The following is a 22,787-nucleotide window of genomic DNA, read 5'->3' as shown; positions in this document are numbered from 1 at the left end:
AGACGCCGTGCATCAGCTGGAGATGAAAACAGGACAGGTCGCATGAAACAGCGCCGGCCGAAAACCGAAGGGAAGCGTAAGTCATCTGCGGCGGCAGCACTGGAGCGAGCCGGCGCATACTTAATCAACATCGTGCGGAAACGCACGTTAAACTGGGCGACGACCGATCAAGGGGCGAGCACCCCCCTCCGTTGATTGCAGAGTGGCCGCTACCGCCGTCGGCGACGCTCGGATCCGCAGTGCGCGCCAAGGGCATCGAACGCGAAGTGCGTGCGTGCCTGCCATGGCCCCTGCGAAAGCACCTCAAGGCGGAAACCGGTCGTATCGCAATTCAAATGCCCGCTGGCGAGGCAGATGAGTTCAAAGCCGCTTCGGCCACCATCGCCAAGACGCTGGAAGGCATTGAGCACCTGCCCGTGCTACCGCGCGAGGCAGAGGATATCCTTACGATCCGTGCGCGCGAACGTCACAAATGGCTCAAGGATGGCCGGCTGCGAAGCATCGGCACCCGCACAGTCAAGATGCGCGGGCGGTCGAAGGCCGTCACTTTCCATGTTTTCGACCCGCGGCACATAGAGGACGTGCCCGATCGCGACCTATCGTCCGTCTGGAGAGAACAGGACGCGCAAGAAGTTGCGGAGAACAGGCGGCGCGGCGCTGGCAAGGCCGCGCTGACGCGCGCTGGCAAGGGCAAGGGTGCGAAAAAACCCGGTAAAGAGAAGGGGGCGCCATCCAAGTTGGAAGGATGGGACGCGTTCGAGGACGAGGCTTGCTGCGATAGGCCTGGTCGCAATCAACTGGCTTTAGACAACGCCTGTGCCGCCATTGGCCCCAAAAACGCCGCCATCGGTGTACGTGACTTCACCGATGCAAGCAGGACGAAAGCGGCGCACGTGCTGCAGGCTGGCGGGCGCGATTGGTCATGTGCTTCTCCGGCAACGATGCAGGGCGGCCTGGCTCTCTTAGAGATCGACTTTCGCGTTATCGCCCACATTCGGCTTGGCGCCGGACACAGCCGCGAACACCATTTTCGCTGTAGCGACGACCAGTCCCGGGCTTGTCCCACAATTCGCCTTCGTCCGGGTTCACCGTTATCAGACGGATTTCGGGATCGTCAGCGTTGTCCCACCAAGCCGCGTCAGTCTTCTCCCAGAGCTCGGCGATCTTTTCCCTGTCATTTGTCACTGCAGCCGGGCCGGAGATCGTGACATATTTGTAGTGGCTGCTGTAACTCCAGGCCAATGTTACCTTCGGATATTTCGATAGCTGCTTGTTCTTGGCGCTGTCGTCATTGACGAGGAAGTAGATAGCGCTCTCGTCACGGAAGACGCGCGCAGAGAGCGGCCTAGCGCGATTGTATTCGCCGTCCCACGTCACGAACATGCAGACGTCGATTTTCTTGGCGAGTTCCCAAATGCGGTCTGTTGCCTCGGCGGGTGTGAGGTCTGTCTTTTGTTCTCGACGCTTGGCCATAAATGTCCTCCAGGGAATAAATTGCGCTCGTACAACTTGTGAGGGCCCGCGACGTTCCAAGTCGATACCTTCATCGTGTGCGGTTCATGGTGACGACCGATCTTGACGTAGTGTCGAAACATACCTGGCCGTGGCTCGCGACACTTCACGCTGTCAGGGCCGCGGTTTTTTTAATGGCCATGCAAGCTGACGGCGTATTGGATTGTATCGTTGGCTGGACGTGGGCCGGATCGCGTGCCACCTAAGCTCGGCGGTCGCCCACTGCATCCAGGTCCGCGTGGCCTGCTCGATCAGCAGCGCGGACCCGATGTCGATATCGCTAGGCGGCGGCAACCACCTTCTCAATCTCCTGGGCCGAATGTCCCGTAAGATCCTTGGGAATCTCGCCGACAAGCACGGCCGATAGTTTCTGATGGTAATGCTTACGAAGCTCTCCAAGCGTCCGAGGGGCGGCGATTACGATGAGGTTGGCGATTTGACCGCCGAGAACCTGGCGATTGAGCAAGTCGGCTGTGCCGGCCGCGAAACTGTCTTCCTCGATCTGACTGCTGTCAGGGTTCGCGGAACTGCTCTGGTGCCGGGCGCCTGACCCCTTGTTGTCGTTTGTCACGTCGTCTACCGTCGACGCCGTCAGCTTTGGATTGGCTTCGTCTCCAGTATTGCGAAATACGTTGAGCTTCTCGCCGTCAACAACAGCGACGGTGGCGCCCTTGGGAATATCCATTGGTGAGTCTCCGAGTTGCGCCAGTCCTTTTGCCGATCCGATAGATGGCCTGCTGACGTTACCCTCAACGCATCAGGTCGCCATTGGATGCCTTGAGCCACCTTTCCAGGAGATGAGCCGCAAATGGCGACGACTGCCGCGCGTGCGTCGGACGGAGTCGTCCCTGCAGCGGAACACAAGCATCGTGCCGCTGGGTCGCTGAAAGGAGATCCCACATGGCGCCCCTCGGAGTGACATGCGATTGTTCGGGTGATGAGGTGCACGTCGGGTTTAAGGGAATATCCGCTTTGCGCCGCATTCTCGCCGTTCAAAAGCGTAACCGATTTGCCCGAAAGCTGCCGTTCGGCCCGGACGCTGTAGCGTGCGTGCAACATGGAGTAGTGGCTGAAGTTGGCTTCGGCGGGCGAATGAACGAAACACTATTACTGGGCGCACGGCATCAGAAGAGCGGCCCCGGCGAAGTCGACGATGCCAAGTAAGCGCGACTCTACCGCGAACGGGATCCCGGCAGAGTCGTAACCCGCAAGATTGTGGCGAACTCTGCGGGAGCGCACGAGGCGTCAGCGGCCGGCGAAAAAACCGCAGGCGGCTATCCCAAGGGTACCAAATCTTCAAAGTAGGTGAATGCGGCTCTTCAAGAGCGACGAGAGGGGGATTTCGCGGCCGTAAGGCTCATGCTCAAACAAGAGTCAGCCAGTTGACGGAATTTTTCTACACATTTAATGTGTTCAAAAATTTGGACACAAAAAATGAGTGCAAAGTTTGTTACCTTTGGAAAGGTTCTGGCCCGCCTCCGAGCGGACGCCGGCATCGAGCGGCAGTCCCAGCTCGCTGAGATGCTGAGCGTCAAGCAGCAGACCGTGAGCCGTTGGGAGGCAGGCGAGTCTCGGCCCCGGGCCGAACAGGTCACAGAGTTAGCTGCGCTCTTAAAGGGCGACCAAATCTTGCTCTTGGAAAGCGCGGGCTACACCACGCTGAGCACCACGGTGAGCTTTGACCGGCCATTTCCGGGGGAAGCGTTGTCCGACGAGAGCTTCGAGCGCTTCATTCAGATGTTAGCCGAGCTGGTCTTTCCCGAAGCAGACGTTCACGGCCATGGCGCGACAGGGCATAAGCAGGACGGCATCGATGTCCTCGCGACCTTTCCTGATGGGAAGCGCTATTCATTCCAGTGCAAGCGCGAAGCATATTTCGGTCCCGGCAAAGTGCGGGACGCAGTGTTCGAACACACCGCCCAGGCGGACAAGAAATTCATCGCTCTCTCGCGTATTGCTAGTCCACAGGCCAGAGACGAGATGGCGAAGCATGCGAATTGGGCCATTTGGGACAAGGAGGATATTTCTCGCCGTATTAGATCACTCGCGCCCGTTGATCAGAAGCGCATCGTCCGAACGTTTTTCCGCCAGCATGAAATCGCGCTGCTTGGCGAAAGCGCGTCTTCTCCGTGGGAAAGCCCCGAAGAATTCTTTCTCGCCTTCGAGGACAGCCAGTTGCTGTTCAATCACAAATGGGACCTCGTAGGGCGTCAAGCGGAACTCGATGAGCTGAACGCGAAGCTAGAAGACGGCTCGTCGCCGGTCGTCTTTGTTGTCGGATCCGGTGGGTCGGGCAAGTCACGCCTGCTCAAGCAGGCCCTACAGGACTATCGAAAGACCCATACGACCGTTCGCCAGTATTTCCTCGCCCGCGACGGTGAGCTCAATAGGCAGTCCATCGAGGACCTCGGCGAGGGTCGGATTCAGCTAATTGTCGACGATGCACATGACCGGGCGGACCTTCATGCGCTGTTCGAGTATGCGTCGGTCAACCGCGACCGCGTGCCACTGGTGATAGCCACACGGCCATATGGGTATGACCGTCATCGTACATTGGCGATCCGGTTTTCGTTGCTTGACCCGAAAACGACGGCGATATCACTCAAGGACCTCACGCTCGCGGATGCGGAAAAGCTCGCGCACCAGGCGCTTGCTGCATCGGGTTGGACCGGGGATGACGATGTCGCCAAGCAGATCGCACGCCTGACGCTGGATTGCCCGCTGGCCACGGTCGTCGCGGCCCAGGTGATTGCGGCAGAGCCGCGTCACGTGTCGCTTGTTGGTCATGAGGACCGCTTTCGCGCAGCCATTTTCAAACAGTTCGAAGCCGTTGCAGCTGGCCACGTTGGCCGTCCCGAGGATGCCGCGCAGCTTAGCGCCCTTCTCAGGTTCATCGCGCTGCTGCAACCGATCGCCTTGAACGACGATGCGACCTGGTTGGCATATGCTGCTTTTGCAGGCTTGCCGCTTCACGAGGTCAAGCGACTACTCGACGCGCTCGCCCGGGCCGGCGTGCTGTTCCGGCGTGGGCAAACCTATCGCCTGTCGCCCGATGTACTCGCGGACTATCTCATAGAAGATCGCTGCGTGACCTTCGACGGCAGTTCTACCGGGTATGCCGAGCAGGTTTTCGACATCATCGATGACCGCCTGAAAGGGCAGTTGCTGGTCAATCTCGCCCGTTTGGACTGGCGCCGCAAAAATGGTGAGGTTGGAGAGAGCCGCTTGCTAGACGGCGTGTGGGCGAAGCTCAGCCCGTCGAATGAACCGTGGGACCCGCAACTGGATGCCATCGCGGACATCGCGTTTTACCAACCGCGGCGGTGCCTGGACTTCGTCGAACGAAAGGTGGCGGTGGGCAATGTTACGCCCAAGCTTGCAAGGATCTGCAAGTACGCCGCGTACAACCTGGACTATCTGCAGCGTGCACTCGAACTTCTTTGGGAACTTGGCCGGGACGATACCACCCATCAGAACTCGAACACTGAGCACGCCATCCGCATCTTGAAAGAACTGGCCGAGCCTGATCCGAAAAAACCGCTGGTCTATGTTGAGGGGGTGGTCGATTTTGGATTGCAGCTCGCCCAGGCGGACGATGCCTGGTCACATCATGCCAACCCGCTCGACTTCCTATCGGGGGTGCTCGCCACGGAAGGCCACGAGACTGAGTCTGATAGAAGGCAAGTGATCTTCCGCCCCTTCTTCATCCGTCCGGCGGGAATTCGCGAACTGCGCGAACGGGTGCTGGCGCTGATTTTCTCCCTTCTTACCCACGCAGATCCCGCGGTCGGCGCTAAGGCCGCGCAAGCACTTCATACCGCCTTGAGATTCCCCATGGGCATGATGGGTGCCGATCCCGGTCCGGAAAACCGCAAGCAATGGACAGCGCAATTCGCGGAGACGATGCGGCAGTTGCTTTCCTTGGTAACTTCGAGCGAGTTGCACTCCGCCGTACAGCTGGAACTTGAGCGGGCTTTGGCCTGGCAGGCCGGTCACGGGCCAGCAGAACTTTCGGAGCTGGCCAATGAAATCACCGACGCCTTTTCGATGACCCTCGAGGCAAGGACCGATCGTGCCCTGGCCGACGGCTACGGCATGCATGCCCGTCTCATGTCGCGCGCGGACGGGGAGGCTATGTGGAAGGCGTCCCTCGACGCCCTGACGATTGAGCTGATTGGCCAATATCCGAACAAGACAGACCTCGCGGCGTTTATCGAGACACGGCTATATGACCTCAAGCGGGTGTCCAGACTGGGCAACGGAAGCGCCTACGTGCTGGTCGATAGGCTGATGGCTGCCGATGTAGAATTGTGCCGGACTATTGTCGATGCGGCCGAAAAGGACCCCGAACGCCTTATCGCGAACTATGCGGCCGTTGCCCTCAGCTATCTGTTTGTTGCAGATGCTCGGGCCTTCAGAGACTATATTGCCCGCTTCGCTGCCTCAGCCCCCGAGCCGCTTCAAGCCATCGCCGCCAACGCGGTTGGTTTTCGCGCTTACGACAGGGAAAATACCGAGCCCGGCGACATCGCTGTGGTCCGGCGGCTGCTGGCCAATGCCAACGAAAACATAACGATGAGGGCCTTGAGGGCGATACGGCAGCTTGCAAAAAGCAATTCCGAGGGGGCGAAAGCCCTCGTACTCGGCCTGAGTATTACCTCCGAGCGCATGGCGGACGATGTGGCGGTCCTGTTCGCGTTCCAGGAGGAAATTCCCCTGGATATTCTCTCGGACGATGAGCTTGGACTTCTGCTGGACAAGTTTGCCGAGCTGCCAAGACTAGAGGGCCACTGGGTACAAACCTTATTGACCGCGCTAAGCCGCCGGATCCCGCATTGGGTGTTGCGGTTCTTCATAGCTCGTCTCGAAGCTGCCGCCGGCCGCCGAGAAGGCGATGAACGCTTCAGGGCCATCAATCACGGCCCCTGGATGCAAAGCCGACTGGCTTTCAGGCAGACTCCGTATACGCGTGAACTCATCATGGAATTCATGAACTGGTGGCGTGGCGCCGGCGACGATGTCTGGTTGCTGAACTACAGTGCCCGGACGGCGTTCGAGGCCATGTTTGCCCCTACGATGACGAGCTTGTCGCTATCCTGGATGGCTGGTTGGAGACGGCCCAGCTCGACGACTTCAACTACATTGCCGCCGTCCTGCGCGAGGCCGACAGTTCCTTCATTTTCCGGTATCCGGCCTTTCTGCTCAGGCTTTTTGAACGCGCGCGGCAGTTCGGCGTGAAGACGAGGAAAATGGTGCTGACTGAGTTGTACTGCTCGGCCGTAGACGGGCCGCGCAGCGGGACGGCAGGCGAGCCTTTCCCACAGGACCTCGACATGAAAAAGGCTGCCGAGGAGGCATTGGCCAAGTGCCCGCCAAATTCGCCCCTGCGTGAGCTCTATGACCAGGTCAACAAGCACGCCGACGTTTCGATCCTGCGCCAGACCGAATACGATGAGGACTAGTCGGTGACCCGCGCGGGCAAGTCTTGCAGTTTGCGCGTCAGCCTGGGCGACAAGCTTGTGATTAACGCTGATGGCGCGCTGGCGGTCTGTGCACTCGTAGCGCTGGCGACGATCGTCGCCCTTGTAGTGGTGTTCGGTGCGGCCTCAGATCTACTGCCTTGGCTTACCGGCCCGCGGTCATAACTGCCGAAGTTTGCTTGGGGCTCCGCCCCCCGGCGCGGGTCAAGGGGGGCCACGCCTTCCGCGCTGCGCTTGTGCAGGCCGGATGATGCCCCTTCCTTAATCCTTGCACCCCGGTCTCGCCGACGGGCAGAGTTTCAGGCGTGCTTATGCCCCTCGAACCTCAACACGCGCAAGCTCCCTTGCCTCAAACTGGGTCCGCTTTGCATTTGCGATCGCCAAAAGCTGTCCGCCCGCTGACGGCCCAGATCTGCCGGTCAGGAATGCGCCTCATTTCGGTCATTGACGTAGTCACTGCCACAGCATCAAGCTGACATCGCGCGCGATAGCGCTTGCAATCCTATTTGCTGGCGAACGACAACGAACCGAAGGGAGGACGGATGGATGCCCAAGGTCAAACGTGAGAGCGCTCTCAACAAGGAGCGCGCCAAAACAGAGAAGCTCCTCAAAAAGGTGGGATACACGGCCTTGAAGGAAGCCGGCTTGGAATCCAAGCGGCCCGACCTCCCAAACCTCAAGATTGAAAAGCGAGGGAAATAGCGCTGCCACTCGCATACTGACCTGCCCGCAAACCTACGTAAGCAGTAGCTATTCTCTCATTTTGAGGAGTCGCCTGCAGATTGGATTTCTCGGGGTGCGCGGTGCGCGAAGATCAGCGCTCGCGAGCAAAAACCGTTTACTTTCGGGTTCAAAACTCCGGACAACTATGCGCCTCACCTCGGCCGTAGAAATCGGCTTCGCCGAGTCCTGATAGCAGACATCGCAAGCAAGGTCTCCGGAGGTCGCGGTGCGGTAGTGTCTCAGTTTGAACATGACTGTCGCGATAGAAAACAAGAAGTGCATCGTGCATTTTAGGGGGAAGCGTTACGAACTTCCTGGGACGTTTGAAGATTTCGCTGCTGCACGCAAGGCCGGCGAGGAATTTTGCAAGCGGCTTGGCTGGGCCGGCTAAATTTCAAACTGAGACACTACCCGCGGTGCGCCATCTTTGGGCATTCACGATACGAACGCGAAACGCCGCATTCGTCACCCACTCCGCGCGTAGCCTACGGCCGGGGCAAGAGGCGCGGTGTTCCGCAACCTCAAGGGACGAACTATCGTTTGCGACCGCGAAGCCATCCGCATGCGTTCCGGTGAACTCGCCGCGATGGTGGCGTCGTACATCGCCATCGTCAAATAGGTATAGATGCGGTGCGCATTGGAGATCGGCCGGCCTTTTAGAACACGATTGTTGACTAGGTCGATCCATCGATAGCCGGGCGAGCCGGCGTCCCAGAACGTGATCTTGGCGGCGACCTGCGCGTCGTTCTTTGCGACAAGTTTGTGGAGCTGCTCCAGCTCGGTTGCGGAAGTATCCGGTGGGGGCGGGACTCGGAAATCCTTGCCAGACGTGATCACCCACGTCTTCCAGGATCCAGCCTTTGGCTCTATCGGATCGGATTGAGCGAAAGCGCAGTTCCCTGACAAAAGGATCACCACGCAGGCCTTGGTAAAGCTAAGCATGTTGGGCCTCCACAAAGCGTGCCGGCCACCCGCTCACGTCTTCAACTCACGTTTCAGCTCGTCGAGGAAGCGCCAGTCAGTGCCGTCGGCGATAATCTTCTGCGGGCTCGACTTGATCATGCCCGTTTCGTGCATGCGCAGCGCGTAGAAACGCATCGAGGCCTCGGCGTCGAAATCCCGCCAGATGTCGTAGCGAGTGTCCTTCAGCGTTTGCAGGGCCATCTCGTAGCTCGGGAGGAAACCACGATCCACCAGCTGCCCTGCGCTCCATGAGGGATCAGACGCGCAAAGCTCGGCTCCCTTCACGATGGCCCTCAGCACGCGCTTGGTCGCCACCGGGTATCTGTTCACGTAGTCCGAAGTAGCAGAAATCATGCAGCAGAAATGCTGGGACCACGGGCGGTCAAGGTTCGTGTTGACGATCGTATGGCCGATCTTCTTCGCGCGCAGTTTTTGCGTTACGGGCGGGGTGAACAGGAAGGCATCGAACTTTCCGTCGACGAAGCCTTCCGCCGGCTTGCCTTTCCAGATGACCCATTCGATGTCCTTGGCGGGGTCTAGCCCGACATAGGCGGCCATCAGGGCGACAAGCATGTAAGACAGCGAATCGAGGGTAAATGTGCCCACCCGCTTGCCCCGCAGATCGGTGATGTCACGGACGCTGTCGTTGGCGACCAGCTCCATGCATCCGGCGTGCAGCCCGGTAAGCACTTTGATGGGCACGCCGGTGTCAATCGATCTGAGATGGACCGGCACGTAATTCACACTGAAATCCGTGTCGCCGCTTGCGATCCACGCCCACTGGTCGAGCTTGGGGTCACCTTGCACGTATTGGACGTCGGTGAAGCCGTCCGCGCGCAGCAGCTCTCCCGCAAGATACAGGCCCGCCCAGCAATAGGCGCCATTGATCCACCGTGGCAGGCGGACGGCGGTCGTTTCCAGCGCTGGCTCCCCTGCGGCACTGGATGGGCGAACGTGGAACAGCCCTGCGCTACCGGCCGCCGACAGGCCGGCCAGGAAGGTGCGACGATTTTGTATGATCTGCACCGGAACGCTCCTTCCGATCTGCAAAAAATCGATTGCGGCCGGAATCGAGCAAAGAGATGCCGGCAGGGCAGGCAATCTGGTGAGCGCGCCCAACAAAGCGACCTAGAGCGCGCCGTGTGCTAAGGTGGGAGTCTTCCGCTCTCAGTCGCTGGCCCGTGATCTCCCAGCCAGCGATCAGTGACCATACGCCTTGTCTGCGTTCGTAGCGAGGGCAAAGCGCTGACCCGGCGCCAAAAGGCCGGCCACGCCCCAGCGAACATCGTCTTCGGCTTGGGCGCTGGACTTTTTCAACAATATCCGCCATTTGCGGACGTTAGGTTGCTATTGGCAGAACGACCGCCTTCTCCCCGTTGCAGCGCTTTCGATATCGGTCGATGGCTGGGATGCTTTGTGCCCACGGTTCGACGGGCCGTATCGTGGGAAAGAGCACAGCGTGCGTCCAACGCTAGCTTGGCCGACCGATCCACCGAACGATTTCATAGGCAGGCATCGGGCGGCGAAAACCCTTCAGCGTCAGTTCACCAACCGGAGCGGATTCGACCAGTGATTCGACAGCGCCGAAGACCCGCTGGCTGACGAGAATCTGCCGAGCCTTCGCCTCTTCGCACAATCGAGCCGCATGGTTCGACACAGTGCCGATTACGGCATAGTCGGCGCGCTGATCGAAACCAATCCGCCCGATGGTTGCATGGCCCCGAGCGATGCCGATTCCGAAGCCGAGCAAGTAATCCCGCTTGCGCCATTGCTCCGAACGCCCGTCAATCGCATCGCGCATCGCCGCGGCCATAGACACAGCCCTCTCGGAATGGTCGGCGCACGGCAGTGGATCGTTAAAAACCACGACGATACCGTCGCCGACGAACCGCTCCAAAGTCCCTTCGTAGCGGACGATTTGCTCGCCGAGACAGGCGTGATACTCGGCAAGAACTGTCATGACTTCTTCGGGTTCGGCGGTCTCTGCGAAGGCTGTAAAGCCGCGCAAATCGCAAAAGACAACGGTCACCTCGCGACGATGGCTCCGCAAGAGCGCGTCTCCGTCGCCCGCCGCAACGATGAGGTCGGCGACCTGCTCGGGCAGGAACCGTCTGAGCCTGGCCATTCGCTCGAGTTCCGTCACCTGCTCAGCCACGGTTTGCTCGAGCGAGCGGTTCCAATCGGAAAGCTGCGCGGCCTGATCCTGTAGTAGCTGGGCCTGGCTCGCGACGGTATCGTGAAGCGCCTTCTGGCGCAGCATCGATCGCACGCGCGCCAGCAGCGCCTGGTGCTCGAAGGGCTTTGTCAGATAGTCGTCGCCGCCGGCATCCAATCCCTCGACCACGTCACGAGTGTCGGCTTTGGCTGTAACAAGAATAACGGGGATCGATCGCAGCGAGTCGTCTTGCTTGAGCAAGCGCACCACGGCGATTCCGTCGAGCTTCGGCATCATGATGTCGAGCAGGATCAGATCCGGCGTGAGTTCGCGGGCTTTCGCAAGCCCCTCTTCACCGTCGGCGGCGGTTGCTACTTCGTAGCCGTTCGCCTCGAGGCGCATGCGCAGAATCTCGAGGTTTTCCGGGGTATCGTCGACCGCGAGAATGCGAGGCGGATCGTGCAAGGCGCTGCCTCCCTCAAGAAAGGAACCCGCGAATCTCGGAAAGCAGCTGGCGCGGACTGAATGGCTTGGCAATATAACCATCGCACCCAGCAGCAAGGGCTTTCGCCTCGTCGCCCGACAACGCGTAGGAAGTAACGGCGATAATTGGAATGTGCCGGAGCGCCGGGTCGGCCTTGATGCGGCGGGCCGCTTCATACCCGTCGATCACAGGGAGCTGAATGTCCATCAGGATCAGGTCCGGCCTGTACGCTCCGGCTGCAGCGACGCCGGCAGCGCCGTCCGCCGCCTCGATCAGCTCGTATTCGGTGGTGGCAATGAGATCGCGGATGATCTGGCGGTTGTCCTCGGTGTCTTCCACCATCAGGATTCGTTTGCTCATGCGGCCCTCACGTCCTCACTCACCCGGATTGGCAGCTTCAGACGGAATGTCGACCCTGACCCGATCACGGACTCGACGTCGATGGTTCCGCCATGCATTTCGACGATGCGCTTCGAGATCGCCAGGCCAAGACCTGTACCACCCTTCTGCCTGGTGCTGCTGCTGTCGACCTGCTGGAATTCCTCGAAGATGAGAGCCTGGTCCGTGGCCGCAATGCCGGGACCTGTATCCCGCACCTTGATCTCAAAGTGTCCGTCGGCCGCTCCGGCAAGAATGTCGACCGTACCCGTCTCGGTGAACTTGACCGCATTGCCTGCGAGATTGAGAAGGACCTGGGTTAGGCGGCGCTCGTCTCCGCGGCCAATTGGAAGGTTCTCTCCGACAGTCGCAGCGAGATTGAGACCTTTTGCTCGCGCCAGTGGCTCGACGGCCGCGACGGTCGATCGCACCACTTGCCCGACTGAATAGTCTTCAAGCGTGAGAGTGAGCTGGCCCGCTTCAATCTTTGAAAGGTCGAGCACATCATTGATGAGCCCGAGGAGGTGACGGCCGTTTGCCTGCACGCGCGCAACGGTCGTCTTTGCCTTCTCCGGAAGCTCGCCGTAGATTCCGTCGACCAATAGTTCCGTGAAGCCCAGAACCGAATTCAGCGGCGTCCTGAGCTCGTGGCTCATATTCGCCAGGAACTGGGATTTGTGGCGGCTGGCGGCCTCCAGTTCCCGGCCTTTCTCTTCTATTTCGCGGAACAGCTTCGCGTTTTGAATGGCGAGCACCGATTGGGCCGCAAAGGTTTCCATGAGGTCGACGACTTGCTTGTCGAATTCACCAGGTTTAAGGCGCCTCACGACAAGCGCGCCGACGATCTTGTTAGGCCTAAGCAGTGGAATTACCAGGATGCTTTGATAGCCGGCATCGAGCACGATCTTTTGGACGTGAGAGGGCGTTCCCGCGCCGAGATCGGGAAACTGGACGGGCGCGTAGCCCCCTGCGGCGTTGCCGATTCCTAAATCGTTCAGCCCGATAATCTGGTCGGACATCGCGGCAATGAGCTCGTCGTTCATCCCAAAACTTGCGCGCAGCCGGAATTGTTGTCTCGCGCCGCTGAACACATATATGGTGCCCGCATCAGTGTCCGACAGTTGAACCGCTTTGGCCACGATCGTCTGCAGCACCATGTCGAGATCGAGCGTCGAGTTGACCGCCTTGCTGACTTCCCCGAGCGCCTCCAGTTCGCCGACCGACCGAGCAAGCTCAGCCGTGCGCGCCTGCACCTCTTGATACAGTCTTCCCAGCTGCTCAGATGTCTGGTTGACATTGTCCGCAAGCGCTCCCAGTTCGTCCCGATTGGCGACGGCGACCTGCTGGGCGAAGTCGCCGGCCGCTATCTGGCGGAGACGCGTCTCGATCTTCTTGACCGGTTCGATCAACGACCAGGAGATTAGGTAGCCAAGCGCCAGCGCGAGGAGGATGCTGCCCACTGCAAAGGAGACCACGATCAGTCGGGAGGTGCCGTATGCCCCCTCGCTCGTTTCGATCGCCGCTACCATGTCGGCTTCGGCCATGTTGACCAGCTGGTTCGTCAGCCGCTCGAGGCGGTCGGCCGACGGGATGATCTCATCCAGCTGAACCTTGCGCGCCTCTTCCGTGCGACCGGCGCGGAAAAGCTCCACAACGTGCGTCACGCCGGCCGCGAGCCGTTCGTACTCTTGCCGGACCTGCCCCAGCACCTCCGCCTCAGTTTCGGCGACGAACTCCATACGGTCGAGGTCGTAGCCAAACTGGTTGAGCTGGCGCAGCGCTGCATCCAGCATCCGCTCGTCCTGAAGCAGAAGCGCGGTCGAGATGCTGTAGAGCTGGTTCGTAGTGTCGTGCTGGACCTGGCGATAGGCTGCGATGCGGCGCTGCAGCATGATCAGCTCGTTTGTTTGATCATTGACGCCGCTCAGCACCTGCAACCCGACGGCCCCGAGCACGATCAAGAGCCCGACGATCGACAGGAACGCGATCAGCAACTTGGTCTGGACACGCGCCGGCAGCCGGGCAACCCAGCCAACGAGCCGGTTCGTTATGCTATTTGGATTCGTCCAAGAGGCTGAGAAGGTCACCCCGGAACTCCTCGAGGTCGAACCGAACGCCGAGATACTGTACGCGCAAGTTACCCTCAGGGTCTACCAGCGACGTCAGCAAGGTGTGGTCGACATCACCATCCGCCGTTTTCTTCGCGATGACCCCGTATTTTCGTCCAACCTCATGGACCGTCGCCGGATCACCGGTAAGGAAAGACCAGCCCTTCAAATCGGCGCCAAAATTCTGCGCATATTCCTTCAAGACATCGGGCGAATCGCGCTCCGGGTCGACAGTGATCGAAACGAAGGCGATTTTGGGTCCGAATGCACTCCCCAATTTTTCCTGCACGCTGGCCATATTGGCGGTCAGCATCGGGCAGACGTCGGTACAGGACGTGTAGATGAAGGCGACGGCGACCACCTTGCCGTGGAAATCGTGCAGCGATACCCGCTTGCGGTCCTGCGACGTCAGCATGAAGTCAGGCGCAGCCCCCATCATCGGTAGTCGCTCGCTCTCCCCAGCGTGCGCATGGGCCTCGTGCGCATAGGCCTGTACAGGCAGGGCGACGAGCGCCAGGACCAGCAAGGCGCGCGTCGGCCAGCGGCTCACGTTTTCATCTCCCGCTTGAGCTGATTGAGGAAGCGCCAATCGGTGCCGCGATCCAGGACCTCCTGTGGGCTCATGGAGATCGCCTTTGTCTCCTGCATGCGCAGCGCATAGAACCGCATCGAGTCTTCGGCATCATAGTCCCGCCAGGTGTCGTAACGCACATCGCCCATCGCCTGCAGCGCATAGTCGTAACGGCTGGCGAAGCCCCTCTCGACTGCCAGCCTAGCCACTCGCTCTGGGTCGGACACGCAAAGGTCCACGGCCTTGAGTAGCGCCCGCAACACGCGCTTGGTCGCTACCGGATATCTGCTCATATAATCCACAGTGCTGGTCAGCATGCAGCAATAATACTGCGACCAGGGATGATCGATGGACGTATTGAGGATTACATGGCCGAGCTTGCGGTCGCGTGCCTCTTGGGGCAGGGGGGGAATACCGAGGAAGGCGTCGATCTTGCCTTCGGCAAGCAGCTCCAAGGGGCTCAAATCCGGATTGGCGACCCAGTGGATATCGTTGATAGCATCGAGGCCGACATAGGTAGCCATGATGATCAGAAGCTCGTGTGGGGTTCCGTTAGTGATGTCAATTCCCACCCTCTTGCCCTTGAGCTGCAAAACGCTGTGAATGCTCTTGTCAGCGATCAGTTCAAGGCATCCCGAGTGCATGCCGGCCAGAACTTTGATCGGAGCGCCGCTGTCGATCGAGCGGATCGCTGCCGGCAAGAAGGGCCAATCAAAATCTAGTTCGCCATGAGCGAGCCAATCTGGTGAATCAGGGCCGGTGCCGGAGGCCACGAATTGGATGTCGGTGAAGCCCTCGGCGCGCAGCAGTTCCGTAGAAATGTATTCGGGCAACTGGCAATCGGAAATCTTGTAGAAAACGGGTAAGCGAACCGTGGTCGTCTCCGGCGGCGGCTCAGCGAGCGCCAGTCTCGGCGCTGCGACAAGTCCAGCGGTGCCGGCTGCCAGGCCGGCTATGAAGCTGCGGCGACTCTGGATGATTTGCATGTTCAAGTCTCCCCATCACGACAAACGGGATCACGTCTTCATCTCGCGTTTCAGTTCATTGAGGAAGCGCCAGTCCGTTCCGCTGGCGAGGATTTCCTGCGGGCCTGACTTGATCATGCCCGTCTCCTGCATGCGCAGTGTATAGAACCGCAGGGAGTCTTCAGGATCGAATTCTCGCCAACGGTCGTACCGGATATCCTGCAGCGTTTGGAGCGCGTAGTCATACGATGGGACGAAATCGCGATCGACCATCTGCTGCGCCGCCATTTCCGGAGCCGACACGCAGAGGTCGGCGGCCTTGAGGATGGATCGCAAGACCCGCTTGGTCGCCACCGGGTACCTGGTCACGTAGTCTGTCGTCGCGGAGATCATGCAGCAGAAATACTGTGACCAGGGGCGGTCGACGGTGTTGTTGAGGATCGTGTGGCCGATCTTCTTGGCGCGCAGCTCCTGCGGCTGGGGCGGCGTCCCGAGGAATGCGTCGATCTTCCCTTGCATGAAGAGTTCCGTGGGCTTGACGTCCTCAGTCAAGACCCACTGGATATCGTTGACGGGATCGAGCCCGACATAGGCGGACATGAGGGACAGCCACACGTGTCGCGAGTTGTTGAGACCATCAACGCCCACCCTCTTGCCCCGCAGATCCGTGACGCTGCGGATGCTCTCGTTGGCGATCAGTTCGAGGCATCCGGAGTGCAACCCGGTTAGCACCTTGATCGGCACGCCGGCATCGATCGACGCGATTTGCTTCGGCGAAAAGTTGACCGAGAAATCCGTCTCACCGCGTGCGATCCACTCCGATTGGTCGACGCTCTTATCGCCTCGTACGTAGCGAACGTCTGTGAAGCCATCCGCACGCATCAGTTCCCCGGCGATGTACGCACCTGCCCAGCAGTAGGAACCACCAACCCAATGCGGCAGACGAACAGTGGTGGTTTCCAGCGGCGGTTCCGCGTGGAGTGGCTGCGGAAGACCGACGATACCGGCAGCGCCTGCCATTGCAGCGCCGGACAGGAATCGGCGGCGGGTTTGCATGATCTGCATCGGAACGCTCCCTCTCCGAACTGCAAGGCAATTTCGGCCCGAACCGAACAAAAGAGGTTTCGGCAGAGGCAGATGGTCTCGTGGGCGCGACGAGTAGTTGTGGATTCTAGCGCGCCCAGTCCGCTGCGGGAGTCTTGCGCTCTCAGTCGCCGGGTCATCAATTAGCAACCGACGATATGCCAACGTACGCCCAATTTGCGTAGGTTGCGAGCGCAAAACTTACTACGCCAAACGTCCCGCCAGCACCTCGCTGTCAGGTAGACTGTTTGCGCTGTTGTGAATAGCCACTTCGAGTTTGCCGCGCGGCCGGACCTAGTGATCGACGCAAGGTATGCATCGGGTCAGCTTCAGAGCTTGGTTCCGCCGGGCGGAACGTCTGCTATCTTCTTCGGACGCCAAAAGCCGCCATTCCGCTGTCGGCCCCATTGCAGTCATCCGACGACTGCCGGCAACTGAACGCTGCTTAGGAGAGCTATACACCCTGCCAGCCGCTAAGAGCTGCCAACTACTTTTCCATTTCTGTGGGGATATCTGTGGGGTGTCGGGAGAAACAAACACCTAAGTGTCTGTTTTTTCTGGTCGGAGTGGCAGGATTTGAACCTGCGACCCCCTCGTCCCGAACGAGGTGCGCTACCAGGCTGCGCTACACTCCGTGACCAGACGGCGGGCTTATAGCCGCCACACCTCATTCCTGCAAGCGGCAATGGCAGCACTTCTGTCGCATTTCATCAGCTTTCGCCGCGCAGGCCGCTGGCGCCCCAGTTAAATGCGCGCGCCCAGTCGGCAAAACCGTGCCAGCGCACCTCTGGGAATTGCCTATGCAAGGCGGCGATGTCGACGTCGTAGCCGACTCGGTCGAACCATTCGAACATCAGCGCCGCGTCCTCACTCTGCTGGCGGGCAGCAGCGATCGGGATTTCCTGATAGCGGATCGGTCGGCCGATGGCCTCGGACAGGATTTTCGCTTGCTCTTCGCCGGACAATTCATCCCCGGCAAAATCGAAACGCTTGCCGAACACCTGCTCCCGCCGTTCCGCCAGGGTGGCGACGAAGGCGCCGATATCCGCCAGCGCGACCAGTTGGAGGACACGCTTCGTCGGCATGGCGAAGGCATGAGTGCCCTGGCTGAGCGCGCCAATCGACCACGGCGCGACGGCATTCTCCATGAAGGCGACCGGCGCGCTGATCGTGTAGGGGATGCCGAGCTGCCTGACATGCTGCTCGACCAGATATTTGCTTTCGAAATGCGGAATGCCGGTCTGCTTGTCGGCGTCGGCAACGGATGAATAGATCAGGTGTCCGATGCCGGCGGCCTTCGCCGCATCGGCGGCCAGGATCCCCTGGCGGGTTCCTCCTCGAGGCCGGCCTCGTAGCTGTTGCCCATCAGGAACATGGTGTCGACGTCCTTTGCGGCCTTCACGACGGAGGCTGCGTCGCCGAGATCGCCGGCCACGACCTCGGCACCCGCCGCCGTCAGTTGCCGTGCGCCATCGCTGTCGGGCTTGCGCGTCAGTGCCTTGACGCGATGGCCCCTGGACAACAGGGCACGCGCAACAGCGCCGCCTTGCTGGCCCGTGGCGCCGGTCACAAGAATGCTTCGTTTGCTGGTCATCTCATTTGCTCCGTCTTGTTTTGTCTGCAGCAAAATTAGGCTCTGTCGCATTGATGCATAACTGCCTATAATTGGAAAACTTTGTCCCAATCTTGAGCACAATGATCGATCTCAACGATGTCATCGTGTTTGCCCGCGTCCTCGAAGCCGGCAGCTTCACCGCTGCCGCGCGCCTGCTCGCCATGCCAAAGACGACCGTCAGCCGCCGTGTCGCCGCGCTCGAACGCGAGGTCGGTGTGCGCCTGCTGCAGCGCACTACGCGCAGCCTCAACCTGACGGATGCCGGGCGCCTCTACTATGAGCAAAGCAGCCAGGGCCTGCGGACGATCGAGGAGGCGAATCTGCGTCTCGCCGAGGCGAGAGCGGAGCCTTCGGGTACGATCCGCATTTCAGCCCCGGTTGGTTTCAGCGGTCACTTCCTCATCCGCGCCGTGATCGAGTTTCTGGCGCTGTACCCGAAGACCAATGTCGAGCTCCGTCTCACTGACGACAAACTCAACCTGGTCGAGGACGGCATCGACCTCGCCTTCCGCACCGGGAGACTTGAGGATTCGACGCTGATTGCCCGCAAGATCGGTTCAACGCACCGGCTGCTCTGCGCCAGCCCCGACTATCTCGCACGGTACGGCATGCCGGAAGGCCCGACCGATCTCGCCCGCCATCGATGCGTTATCGCTGGCCCTTCGGCCTCAGGCGCTCATTGGGTGCTGGATGGGCCACAAGGCCAGGAAACCGTCGTGGTCGCCGGGCGCTTCGCCGCCAATGAGATGCAGGCGGTGGTGGCGGCCGCGCTCGCAGGGTTCGGCATCGCCCAATTGCCCCAACTGATGGCCGAGGGGCTGATCAACGAGGGACGGCTGCGGCGCGTTCTCGACGGCTACACGACACCGGCCGGCGGCCTGCACGTTCTCTATCCCAGCAGCCGGCACCTTTCACCCCTGGTTAAGGCCTTCATCGATCTGGCGGTCGAGCGGATTTCCAATCGGGCAAACGCGGCTTAAGGCATGTCTGCTACCTCCGGCCAACTTCCAAGCGAGACCCGAATGAGCCAGCGCATCGTCAGTTTTGTCATGAGTGGCGGCGTTGGTTCGCGGCTCTGGCCGCTGTCGCGCGAGGACAATCCCAAGCAGTTTCACGATTTTTCGGGTGACGGCTCCATGCTGGCCAAGACCTTGCGCCGGCTGACGGCAAGGCCGGCCGGCGAAACACCGATCTTCCTGATCGCCTCCGAGCGCCATGCCGATCGTGTCCATGCCGATCTGGCCGGGCTCGATCTCGCCGGCGGGGGCCCATTGTTCGAACCCACGGGGCGCAACACCGCCGCCGCGATCGCACTGGCAACGCTGCGCACCCTGTCTGAATTTGGCGACAGCCTGGTGATGGTCGTGCCGTCAGACCATGAAATATCAACGCCAAGCCAATTCTGGCAGAGCGTCGAGGCAGGCGCCGAGGCGGCGCATGCCGGCCGGCTCGTGGTGTTCGGCATCAAACCGACTCAGCCCGAAACCGGCTATGGCTATATCGAGGTGGCGGGCGCGCGGGGCGGCATCTTCGACGTCACGCGTTTCGTCGAGAAGCCGGATCTTGCGACGGCGCAGAGCTATCTCAAGGCGGAAAGCTTTTACTGGAACACCGGCATCTTCCTGTTTCGCGCCGCTGCCATGCGTGACGCCTTCGCCGCCTTCGAGCCCGACATCTGGCAGGCCACCGAAGCCGCCTACAAGGCAGCGACATCGGACCTGTCCGGCCTCTATATGCCGCTGGAGCTCTATGAGGCCATTCCCTCGATCTCGATCGACTATGCCATCATGGAACGGGCGCAAGGCATTGCCATGGTGCCGGCCGACTTCCGCTGGAACGATCTCGGCTCCTGGCAATCGCTGCTGGACGTCGGCCCGGCCGACGACCACGGCAATGTCGTCATCGGCGATGTTGTCGCCATCGATTGCGAGAACTCCTACATCCGCAGCGACGGTCGCCTGCTGTCGGCGATCGGCATGAAGGACGTCGCCATCGTTTCGACCGCTGACGCCACTTTCGTCGCGCCGGTCAGCCACAGCCAGCATGTCAAGAAGGTGGTTGAGCAGCTCGAGAAATCCGGCCGGCTGGAAACCAGGTTCACGCCGGCGCATGACCGCGTCATCGAAAGCGGCGCCTGGCGGCGGCGTGTGCACCACTGGCTGTTCCAGGAGACCTTGCCGCTGTGGTCGACATCGGGTGTCGACGAGCGCCATGGCGGGTTCCATGAGGCGTTGGGCTTCGACGCCAGGCCGCTGATGAAACCCAAGCGCATGCGCACAACGGCCAGGCAAGTCTATGCCTTCGCCGTCGCCAGCGCGCGCGGCTGGGATGGCCCGGCCGACCGGCTGATCAGCCACGGTATCGAGTTCATGGTCAGGAATGGCCGCACCGACAAAGGCGGCTGGGTGCGCGCCCTGCATGTTGACGGCTCCGTCGCCGACGCCACCGAGGATGCCTATGATCATTCCTGCGTGCTCCTGGCGCTGGCGCATGCGCATATGTCGGGCAATCCCGATGCCTTGCGGCTCGGCGAGGAAACCTTCGCCTTCCTCGATGCCCATCTCGAGGATCATCGCATGACCGGCTTCCTCGAAACATCGGACGGCGAGGGCGAGCGGCGCTCCAACCCGCATATGCATCTGCTCGAAGCCTTCCTGGCCTGGCACCAGGCCACCGGCGAGCGCGCTCATCTGCGCCGCGCGGCGCGCATCATCGATCTTTTCCGCAGCCATTTCTTCGACCGGGACAGCTGGACGCTGGGCGAATATTTCGATGACGAATGGAAGCCGTCAGCCGGTGAGAAGGGGACTTGGACCGAGCCCGGCCACCATTTCGAATGGGCGTCGCTGCTGGTCGATTTCGCCGGGCGCAGCGGCCAGGCCGAGCTGAGCGGCTTCGCCCGAAAACTCTATGCCTCGGCCATCGCCAATGGCCTCAACCGCGCCACCGGCCTGGCCTATGGCGCCGTCTCCCGGCAGGGGCTGCCGCTGGACCTGATCTCGCGCAGCTGGCCGCAGGCCGAAGCGGTCAAGGCGGCCATAGCGCTGGACGGTTCGGGTGGACCCGATCTCAAGCCGGAGATCGAGGAACGCGTCGGCCGGCTGTTCCGCTGGCACATCGACCCGGCGCCGCTCGGCCTATGGATCGACCGCATCGACGAGCGTGGCCGTTCGCTGGCATCAGACGTGCCGGCAAGCATCTTTTATCACCTGGTCTGTGCGTTGACCCAGTATCTGGATGGAACGGTGGAGAAGGCGGCTTAAGCGCGGCTCAATACGGGCTCGCCACATCCCCGGTCTCGACATAGATCGATTTCAGCTGCGAATAGAGCGCCAGCGCCGCCAGCGAATTTTCCCGCCCGATGCCGGACTGCTTGAAGCCGCCGAACGGGATTTCAACCGGCGTCAGATTGTAGGCGTTGATCCAGCAGGTGCCGGCCTGCAATTCGGCGATGACACGGTGGGCGCGCGGCAGGTCGCGGGTGAAGACGCCGGCGGCGAGGCCGAATTCGGTGTCGTTGGCGCGGTCGATCACCTCGTCCTCGCCATCGAATTTCAGCACGCTCATGACCGGCCCGAAAATCTCTTCGCGGGCGATGCGCATATTGTCGGTGACGCCGGTGAACACCGTCGGCTCGACGAAGAAGCCGCCACCGAAACCCTGCAGTGAGGGAACGTTGCCGCCACAGGCGAGAACAGCGCCATCCTGCTTGCCGATCTCGATATAGCCGACCACCTTGTCGTGCTGTGCTTTCGACACCAGTGGGCCCATCTGGGTCTCCGGATCGAGCGGGTCGCCGATGCGGATTTTCTTGGTCCGCTCGATCAGACGGTCGACGAAGCGGTCGTGGATGCCGCTCTGCACGAAGACGCGCGTGCCGTTGGAGCAGATCTGGCCGGTGGAGTAGAAATTGCCGAGCATGGCGCCGCCGATGGCGTTTTCGATATCGGCGTCGTCGAAGACGATCAGCGGCGACTTCCCGCCGAGTTCCATCGTCGCGTGCTTCATCTTCGAGCCGGCGAGCGACAGCACCTTGCGCCCGGTTGGCACCGAGCCGGTCACCGAAACCTTGGCGACGACATCGTGGCCAACGAGGCCCGCGCCAACATCGCCATAGCCCTGCACGACGTTGAACAGCCCGTCAGGCAGGCCGGCCTCGCTGTAGATCTCTGCCAGCGCCAGTGCGGAAAGCGGCGTATTTTCCGACGGCTTGAACACCATGGCGTTGCCCATGGCGAGCGCCGGTGCCGACTTCCAGCCGGCGATCTGGATCGGATAGTTCCAGGCACCGATGCCGACGCAGACGCCGAGCGCCTCGCGCCGTGTGTAGGCGAAGGGTCCGCCGAGGTCGACGGCCTCGCCATTGTAGGCGGCGACCGCACCGCCGAAATACTCAAGACAGTCTGCTGCGGAAGGCGCATCCGCCACCAGCGTCTCCTGGATCGCCTTGCCGGTGTCGAGCGTCTCGATGCGGGCGAGGTCGGCGTTGCGGGCGCGCAGGATGTCGGCGGCGCGGCGCAGGATGCGGCCGCGCTCGACCGGCTTCAGCCGCGCCCAGGCCGGCTGCGCGGCCCGCGCGGCCTCGATCGCAAGCTCCAGCACGTTCGGCGTCGCCGAGCGCAGGGTAGCGATGACCTCGCCAGTTGCCGGATAGATCACCGGCAGCGGCGCGCCGCCTTCGTCCTCTATGTAGCGTCCGTTGACATAGTGCGATGCCGTGGGCTGGGCGCGCATGGGATTCTCCAAGTGG

Annotated in this window: 17 protein-coding genes, 1 tRNA gene and 2 pseudogenes; 7 read left to right on the top strand and 13 right to left on the bottom strand. The window is 61.0% G+C overall.

All coding sequences use genetic code 11. The features are described 5' to 3' along the window. Positions 1–152: 152 nt before the first annotated feature. Positions 153–767: pseudogene (locus AC0V8S_RS29255) on the top strand (hypothetical protein); the annotation flags it as partial. Positions 768–981: 214 nt separating this feature from the next. Here the strand turns inward: AC0V8S_RS29255 and AC0V8S_RS29250 are convergent. Together AC0V8S_RS29250 and AC0V8S_RS29245 are read right to left on the bottom strand one after the other, a co-directional pair. Then, on the bottom strand, positions 982–1,473 hold the full coding sequence (locus AC0V8S_RS29250) for a pyridoxamine 5'-phosphate oxidase family protein (RefSeq protein WP_475434914.1): 492 nt from the start codon (positions 1,471–1,473) through the stop codon (positions 982–984). Positions 1,474–1,792: 319 nt separating this feature from the next. Continuing rightward, on the bottom strand, positions 1,793–2,197 hold the full coding sequence (locus tag AC0V8S_RS29245; RefSeq protein WP_475434912.1) for a host attachment family protein: 405 nt from the start codon (positions 2,195–2,197) through the stop codon (positions 1,793–1,795). 215 nt (positions 2,198–2,412) lie between these two features. Here AC0V8S_RS29245 and AC0V8S_RS29240 point away from each other — a divergent pair, with 215 nt between their 5' ends. The 4 genes from AC0V8S_RS29240 to AC0V8S_RS29225 all read left to right on the top strand — a co-directional run bounded on the left by AC0V8S_RS29240 (position 2,413) and on the right by AC0V8S_RS29225 (position 7,694). Continuing rightward, a complete protein-coding gene (locus AC0V8S_RS29240; protein ID WP_475434910.1) occupies positions 2,413–2,676 on the top strand; it encodes a hypothetical protein in 264 nt (87 codons plus the stop codon). A 270-nt stretch (positions 2,677–2,946) separates the two neighbouring features. Then, the gene (locus AC0V8S_RS29235; protein ID WP_475434909.1) at positions 2,947–6,750 is read left to right on the top strand and encodes a helix-turn-helix domain-containing protein; all 3,804 of its coding nucleotides are present in this window, start codon (positions 2,947–2,949) and stop codon (positions 6,748–6,750) included. Between the two features lie 95 nt (positions 6,751–6,845). Then, positions 6,846–6,974, top strand: a complete 129-nt coding sequence (locus AC0V8S_RS29230) for a hypothetical protein (RefSeq protein WP_475434908.1) — start codon at positions 6,846–6,848, stop codon at positions 6,972–6,974. Between the two features lie 564 nt (positions 6,975–7,538). After that, positions 7,539–7,694, top strand: coding sequence for a hypothetical protein (locus AC0V8S_RS29225; RefSeq protein WP_475434906.1), 156 nt, complete (start codon positions 7,539–7,541; stop codon positions 7,692–7,694). Between the two features lie 486 nt (positions 7,695–8,180). Here AC0V8S_RS29225 and AC0V8S_RS29220 read toward each other — a convergent pair whose 3' ends face one another. From AC0V8S_RS29220 to AC0V8S_RS29175, 10 genes and pseudogenes are all read right to left on the bottom strand, one after another. Next, the gene (locus AC0V8S_RS29220) at positions 8,181–8,657 is read right to left on the bottom strand and encodes a hypothetical protein (protein WP_475434905.1); all 477 of its coding nucleotides are present in this window, start codon (positions 8,655–8,657) and stop codon (positions 8,181–8,183) included. Positions 8,658–8,690: 33 nt separating this feature from the next. Beyond that, positions 8,691–9,797, bottom strand: coding sequence for an ABC transporter substrate-binding protein (locus AC0V8S_RS29215; RefSeq protein ID WP_475434903.1), 1,107 nt, complete (start codon positions 9,795–9,797; stop codon positions 8,691–8,693). A 352-nt stretch (positions 9,798–10,149) separates the two neighbouring features. Beyond that, the gene (locus AC0V8S_RS29210; protein ID WP_475434901.1) at positions 10,150–11,298 is read right to left on the bottom strand and encodes a response regulator; all 1,149 of its coding nucleotides are present in this window, start codon (positions 11,296–11,298) and stop codon (positions 10,150–10,152) included. 13 nt (positions 11,299–11,311) lie between these two features. Continuing rightward, complete coding sequence (locus tag AC0V8S_RS29205; protein ID WP_475434899.1) at positions 11,312–11,677, bottom strand: response regulator; 366 nt, start codon at positions 11,675–11,677, stop codon at positions 11,312–11,314. Continuing rightward, the gene (locus AC0V8S_RS29200; protein WP_475434897.1) at positions 11,674–13,782 is read right to left on the bottom strand and encodes a sensor histidine kinase; all 2,109 of its coding nucleotides are present in this window, start codon (positions 13,780–13,782) and stop codon (positions 11,674–11,676) included. Before AC0V8S_RS29200 ends, AC0V8S_RS29205 begins: the two co-directional genes overlap by 4 nt. Beyond that, positions 13,748–14,353 (bottom strand): SCO family protein, encoded by a 606-nt coding sequence (locus tag AC0V8S_RS29195; RefSeq protein ID WP_475434896.1) that lies wholly within the window; start codon positions 14,351–14,353, stop codon positions 13,748–13,750. The genes AC0V8S_RS29200 and AC0V8S_RS29195 overlap by 35 nt, the downstream gene beginning before the upstream one ends. Beyond that, the gene (locus AC0V8S_RS29190) at positions 14,350–15,360 is read right to left on the bottom strand and encodes an ABC transporter substrate-binding protein (protein ID WP_475434895.1); all 1,011 of its coding nucleotides are present in this window, start codon (positions 15,358–15,360) and stop codon (positions 14,350–14,352) included. The genes AC0V8S_RS29195 and AC0V8S_RS29190 overlap by 4 nt, the downstream gene beginning before the upstream one ends. 30 nt (positions 15,361–15,390) lie before the next feature. Continuing rightward, entirely contained in the window at positions 15,391–16,404 is a 1,014-nt protein-coding gene (locus tag AC0V8S_RS29185; protein WP_475434893.1) for an ABC transporter substrate-binding protein, read from the bottom strand. A gap of 576 nt (positions 16,405–16,980) precedes the next feature. Further along, a tRNA-Pro gene (locus AC0V8S_RS29180) sits at positions 16,981–17,057 on the bottom strand. Between the two features lie 75 nt (positions 17,058–17,132). Next, a pseudogene (locus AC0V8S_RS29175) lies at positions 17,133–18,016 on the bottom strand (NmrA/HSCARG family protein). 101 nt (positions 18,017–18,117) lie between these two features. On the opposite strand from AC0V8S_RS29175, the gene AC0V8S_RS29170 reads away from it, so the two are divergent. Together AC0V8S_RS29170 and AC0V8S_RS29165 are read left to right on the top strand one after the other, a co-directional pair. Beyond that, the gene (locus AC0V8S_RS29170; protein ID WP_475438717.1) at positions 18,118–19,017 is read left to right on the top strand and encodes a LysR family transcriptional regulator; all 900 of its coding nucleotides are present in this window, start codon (positions 18,118–18,120) and stop codon (positions 19,015–19,017) included. 42 nt (positions 19,018–19,059) lie between these two features. Further along, positions 19,060–21,300, top strand: a complete 2,241-nt coding sequence (locus AC0V8S_RS29165) for an AGE family epimerase/isomerase (RefSeq protein ID WP_475434892.1) — start codon at positions 19,060–19,062, stop codon at positions 21,298–21,300. Between the two features lie 7 nt (positions 21,301–21,307). On the opposite strand, the gene betB is transcribed toward AC0V8S_RS29165, so the two are convergent. Next, entirely contained in the window at positions 21,308–22,771 is a 1,464-nt protein-coding gene (betB, locus tag AC0V8S_RS29160; RefSeq protein ID WP_183457638.1) for a betaine-aldehyde dehydrogenase, read from the bottom strand. Between the last annotated feature and the right edge of the window lie 16 nt (positions 22,772–22,787).

Source organism: Mesorhizobium oxytropidicola (assembly GCF_056174625.1).
This window is presented reverse-complemented; position numbering and strand designations above follow the sequence as displayed.